Source organism: Patescibacteria group bacterium, assembly GCA_041661625.1.
Taxonomy (GTDB): domain Bacteria; phylum Patescibacteriota; class Patescibacteriia; order JAHIZJ01; family JAHIZJ01; genus JBAZUB01.
Genome location: JBAZUB010000015.1, coordinates 1 through 5,726 on the forward strand (window position 1 = coordinate 1; position 5,726 = coordinate 5,726).

Annotated in this window: 4 protein-coding genes; 2 read left to right on the forward strand and 2 right to left on the reverse strand. The window is 49.3% G+C overall.

Going from position 1 to position 5,726, the window contains the following annotated elements; genetic code table 11:
- Positions 1 to 18: 18 nt before the first annotated feature.
- Positions 19 to 897 carry a ribose-phosphate diphosphokinase gene (prs, locus tag WC734_06430; protein MFA6198753.1) on the forward strand — a complete coding sequence of 293 codons (879 nt, stop codon included), beginning with the start codon at positions 19 to 21 and terminating at the stop codon, positions 895 to 897.
- Between the two features lie 30 nt (positions 898 to 927).
- Here prs and acs read toward each other — a convergent pair whose 3' ends face one another.
- The gene (gene acs / locus WC734_06435) at positions 928 to 2,916 is read right to left on the reverse strand and encodes an acetate--CoA ligase (protein MFA6198754.1); all 1,989 of its coding nucleotides are present in this window, start codon (positions 2,914 to 2,916) and stop codon (positions 928 to 930) included.
- The gene (locus WC734_06440; protein ID MFA6198755.1) at positions 2,906 to 4,108 is read right to left on the reverse strand and encodes a hypothetical protein; all 1,203 of its coding nucleotides are present in this window, start codon (positions 4,106 to 4,108) and stop codon (positions 2,906 to 2,908) included. Before WC734_06440 ends, acs begins: the two co-directional genes overlap by 11 nt.
- 103 nt (positions 4,109 to 4,211) lie before the next feature.
- Between WC734_06440 and WC734_06445 the strand changes: the two genes are divergently transcribed.
- Positions 4,212 to 5,651: an MBOAT family protein gene (locus tag WC734_06445; GenBank protein MFA6198756.1), complete on the forward strand. Its 1,440-nt coding sequence runs from the start codon at positions 4,212 to 4,214 to the stop codon at positions 5,649 to 5,651.
- Positions 5,652 to 5,726 lie beyond the last annotated feature (75 nt).

The following is a 5,726-nucleotide window of genomic DNA, read 5'->3' on the forward strand; positions in this document are numbered from 1 at the left end:
TAAAGAAATTAGTTTCCTATGCTGGTTATTGGTAATACGTCAGAGGCGCGTAGGTTAGCTGACCGGTTGAGCGCTCGGGTGGCGATATTAGAGCACGAGGTTTTTCCGGACGGCGAAGTCATGATGCATTTGACGGATGATGCGAGAGAAGATGATGTTTTGCTGTATTACCAATTCTCTCGGCAGGAATCACTGGATGCGCAAATTTTACGGTTGATGGCACTGCTGCGAAGTCTCAATAATCGGGCAGGGATAAGGTTGGTTCTGCCGTATTTCCCTTATGCTCGTTCGTTGCCGTGGGGAAATGAGCGAGTGGTAACAAGTGCTGAGCCGATGCTGGCAGCGATAAAAAATCAGGTACGAGAATTATGGACAATTGACCTACACTGCGCCAACAGTGTGCTGCAACCATATGTGGGAGAAGTAAAAGTGAGTGAGTTGTCACTTCGTGCGACGATTGCCTCGTTCCTGCAAGAAAAATTTACAGAAGTTGTTTTGGTGGCGCCGGACCGGGGAGCGGAAAATAGGGTGCGTAATTTGGCAGCTCTACTCAAGGTGTCTTATCTGGCCATGAATAAGCAGCGTCGTTCAGCCACCGAGGTAGTGGTGGAAATGCCCAAGGGGTTTTATAAAACGAACAAACAGTACATTATTGTGGATGACATTATTAGTACGGGCAAGACGTTTGCGGCGGCTATAGCGCAGTTACGGCAGAGTGGGATTGATCAAGTAGCAGGGGTAATAACTCATAACGTAGCTCGAGTGGAGACAATCCAATCTTTTGTAGCGGATGGTGTACCAATCTTTACGTCAAATTCCACAGCCAGAGACGATTGGCATTTTGATGTGTTGGAGAGTGTGGTGGAGGCAGCACAACAGATAAAATTAGCAGTTTGATGGCGACTCGTGGAAGGTTAGCTGTGTGATCTATTTTTGCCGGGCGGATTTAGAAGAGGGAGAGTTGGTCGCCTGGGTCAGATGACTGATAATGGTGGGATCGGCTAGGGTGGCGGTATCACCGAGAGGCTGGTGGGCGGCAATATTACGTAAGAGACGGCGCATAATTTTTCCCGAGCGAGTTTTAGGCAGCTGGGGCGTGAAAATAATTTGAGCGGGTTTGTTGATTGGTCCGACCCGATCAGCAACACAATTAGTAATGCTTTTAATTAAGGCAGGGGAGGGGCGGCGACTGGGAAGAAGAGTGACAAAGGCCACCACGACTTCACCTTTGAGGCGGTCGGGTTTGCTAACGACGGCAGCTTCAGTGACAGCAGCGTGACTGACTAATGCGTTTTCTATTTCGGTGGAACTGATGCGATGGCCGGCGACTTGGATGACATCGTCAATCCGGCCAAGCAGCCAGAAATTGTTTTGCGAGTCCAGTGAGGCACCATCGCCGGTCAGATAGGTTCGGTTATTCCACTTGGACCAATAATTGTCGATATATCTTGCTTCGTCCTGCCAAATGCCGCGCAACATGGCTGGCCACGGATGGGTGATAGCTAGGGAGCCAGATTGTCCATTGGGTTTGGGTTGGCCGGCAGAATCTAGTATGGCGACTGAGATGCCGGGGAAAGCTTGGGTGGCGGAACCCGGCGGTGTGCCGGTGAGGCCGGGCAAGGGAGCGATCATAATGGCACCGGTTTCGGTTTGCCACCAAGTATCCACGATAGGACATCGCCCGTTGCCAATATGCTGGTGATACCAGCGCCAGGTCGAGGGGTTGATTGGTTCACCGACGGAGCCAAGCAAGCGCAGAGAAGATAGATTAGAACGGGCGGGCAAGTTTTTCCCCCACTGAATGAATTGGCGAATGGCGGTAGGGGCGGTATAAAAAACAGAAATACGGTGACGCTCAATCATTTGCCAGATACGGGATTGGTCGGGATAATCAAAAGCGCCTTCGTAGATAAAAATTGTGGCACCAGACATTAATGGGCCATAAATAACATAGCTGTGGCCGGTAATCCACCCAATGTCGGCGGTACACCAATAAACATCCGTAGGTTTTAAGTCCAGTATCCATTGAGATGTCGCATAAACCTGGGCTAGGTAACCGCCAGTGGTATGAACAATACCCTTAGGCCGGCCGGTAGTGCCGGAAGTGTAAAGCACAAAGAGAATATCCTCGGCGGCTTGATGAGAGGGAGGGCAATAGTTGGCTGCCGCAGTCATTAACTTGTGCCACACTAGGTCTCTGGGCGAAGAAAGATGGCAGGCGGGGAGGGGGCGGGCAGCATCGCGGGAGACGGTGATGGTTTTTTTGACGGATGGACAGGATTTAAGGCTGCGATCGACAGTGCTTTTTAATAACAATTTTTTACCGCGGCGCCAGCTGTAGTCGGCGGTGATGACTAATTTGGCGGACAGGTCATTGATACGCTGGGTGAGAGAGTCGATACCAAGGCCGGCAAAAACTACGCTATGAATGGCACCGATACGAGCACAGGCCAAGCAAGCAATGATTAATTCCGGCAGCATAGGAAGATAAATAACCACCCGATCGCCGCGCTTAATGTTTAATTGCTGAAGGACGGAGGAGAAGCGATTCACTTGATCATAAAGTTCCTGGTAGGTCAGGCGGCGCTGGTCGCCTGGTTCACCTTCCCAGATAATTGCCAGATGATCAGCGAGGCTAGGGTGGCTGGCGGTTGCGGCCAGATGACGATCAAGACAATTAACTGAAGCGTTGAGTGTTCCGCCATCAAACCAGCGAGCATGGGGCGGCTGCCAGTCTAAAATTGTGTGCCAGGGAGTAAACCAATGCAGCTGCTGGGCCCATTTCGCCCAATATGCTTCGGGGTCGGCGGCCGCTGTTTGATAAACGGCCGGATCGGTGACGTTAGCTTGAGCAGTAAAAGACGAAGGAGGCGAGAAAATCTCTGATTGATGGATTGTTGGGTTGTTATTTGGCATAAGACATGTTGGCTAAGACAGTATCGCGGAGCTTAGCAGCATAGAGACGATGCAGGGCGACGGAGGGGTGATGATCTACGGCATTAACAGAAAGAATTTGATCGTTGAGCTGGTAGGCAATATCTTCACGGTGGTGCTGGGTAATAAAGCCGACCGACTGGGCAGTTTTTTCGGCTAGAATTTGTTGATCAATTATGGCTTGCAATGCCGGCTCAGGATGGGCGTAGTTGGTGGGGCGATCAGTATATAAACCGCGTTCAAGAATAATGAGAATGGGCGGGGGGAGATGGTGAGTATCGGAAATAGCCTTGATTTGTTGCAGAGTATTCTCAAATGAGTATAAGTTGGTTTTTTGGGAGGCCAGTTGGCGCTGCACCTCGACGGTTTGGTCGGGGATGTAACCGGCTAGAGTAGCAGCCTGTTTGATGGCCTTAACCGTTTGGCCGCTAAGATAATACAAGCGAAGTTTAGTAAAATAAGGATCGATGAGGCGGTTGTATTCGGTGGCTAAGCGACGGTTTTCCGGATCTACAATATTGTCGGCAGAATCGATGTCATCGAAATTAAAGCCAATGACAATTTGGTCCGGCTCCGCCACGTCGATATATTTTTGCAGGGTGGCTAGTTCGTCGGCAATGTTGGCGGCTTGGGCAGCAAAATTAAGTACTTCAAAATGCTGAGATGAGGCGGTTTCGTTCAAAATGTTTTCTAGCAGATTGGAGTAGCGGTCATTAACGGGGACGCCTACGCCCCAGGACATGGAATCGCCGAGTACCATAAGGCGGTAGGTGCCGGTTGGTTTGGGAACAGTGAATTCGCGTTCGCGAAAGCCGTAAGAATTATTGGTGATGACGTGGCCCCAGGTATATAAGGTGCCGTTAACTAAACCGTCAGGCGGCTGGTGACGGCTGGTGTCGGAAAGGCGAAGGGAGGTTTCGATGAGATAAGGCAGGGCCAGGCAGAATAAGGCTGTGAGCAGCCAATAGCTGCTTGTGCGGGAGCGGGAAAGCGGCTGGTCAGGGATATAACGAAACAAAAGAGCGATGGCTAATAAGATAAAAAGAAGAGTGAGGGCAGCGGGCAGGGGGCTTTGAGCTAAGGAGAGGATGGTGCCGATGACGAAAAGAAAGAAGGAGGGCAGATACCAAAAACGAGCAGGAGGCAGGCGCAGTAGTGAACGGGTGCTTAGCATAGAATCTTTTTAAACTAAAGATGTTTGCGTGACTTATCAAATGGATAAAAACCGGCTAGGGTGCATAGATGTGTTTATCATCATATAGAATTGAAAAAATATAATGGCGCTGTTTTTTAACACCAGTGAGTTCTTTTTGTTTTTCAGTGTTGTGTATTTGCTGTACTTATGTTTATCGCACCGCTGGCAGAATTATTTACTACTGGCCGCCAGTTATATTTTTTATGGGTCATGGGATTGGCGGTTCTTGTCGCTGATTTGGTTATCGACGGGTATTGATTATGTGATTGGCTTGAAGATAGATCAAGCTAAAACGCCGCGGCGACGAAGAATTCTATTGTGGGTGAGCATGAGCTCCAGTTTGCTGATTCTGGGCTTCTTTAAATATTTCAATTTTTTCAATGATAGTTTAGTGGAGCTGGCGAGCGTCTTTGGTTGGCAGGTGGATGGGTTTACGCTGCAAGTGATACTGCCAGTTGGTATTTCCTTTTACACATTCCAGACGATGAGCTATACGATTGACGTTTATCGCCGGCAGCTTAAGCCCGCTAAGAGTTTAGTTAACTTCGCACTCTTTGTGGCTTTCTTTCCGCAATTGGTAGCGGGGCCGATTGAGCGGGCGACATCATTGTTGCCTCAGATAGTTAGGCCGCGTCGGTTGAGCGACCAAAAAGTGGCAGAAGGGATGTATTTAATCGGCTGGGGATTATTTAAAAAAGTAATCGTGGCGGACAGCTTGGCGACATTGGTTGAGCCGGTGTTTGCCGGCGGGCCATATAACGGGCCGCAAGTATGGTTGGCGTTGTACGCTTTTGCCTGGCAGATCTACGGCGATTTTTCCGGGTATACGGATATAGCCAGGGGCTTGGCGAAGCTGATGGGTTTTGAATTGATGCTGAATTTTAATTTGCCATACTTCTCTCGCAACGCGCGGGAATTCTGGCAGCGCTGGCATATTAGTTTGTCGACGTGGTTAAAAGACTATTTATATATTCCGCTTGGTGGAAACAGATATGGATGGTGGAAAACACAGCGGAATTTAATGATGACGATGCTGCTTGGGGGATTATGGCATGGGGCGGCTTGGACGTTTGTGATCTGGGGAGGCTACCAGGGTTTGTTATTAATTGTGCATCGGGTGATGGAGCGGTGGTGGCCAGCAGGCTGGGGGGCGACACTGGAGAAGTATAAGGTATGGCAGGCAGGGAAAATGGTTGTCTTTTTTCACCTGGGCGCAATAGGCTGGCTGTTTTTTCGGGCACGATCTATGGGCCAGGCGGGCGAGATGCTGCTGGCGATGTTTTCCAACTGGGAGATTAAGACCGGCTTTAGCGATAAAGTTTTATATTTTGCTCTGGTAATAGCGATTGTGCTGCTAACGCAGGTTATGCAGTGGCAAAAGAAGGATCTGCTTTTTTGGCTGAAGCTGCCAAGAGCAAATCAGGTGGTATATGGCGCGGCAGTCTTGTTTGTGACGATGTATGTGTTTATGTCGGAGAACGCCCCGGTGATGGGACGGGAATTCATCTATTTCCAGTTTTGAAGGCCTAAAACTTGAATTTTCCAAGATTATTAGCCACAATTGACACACCTATTTATTTAGGTGTGTTCTTTACAG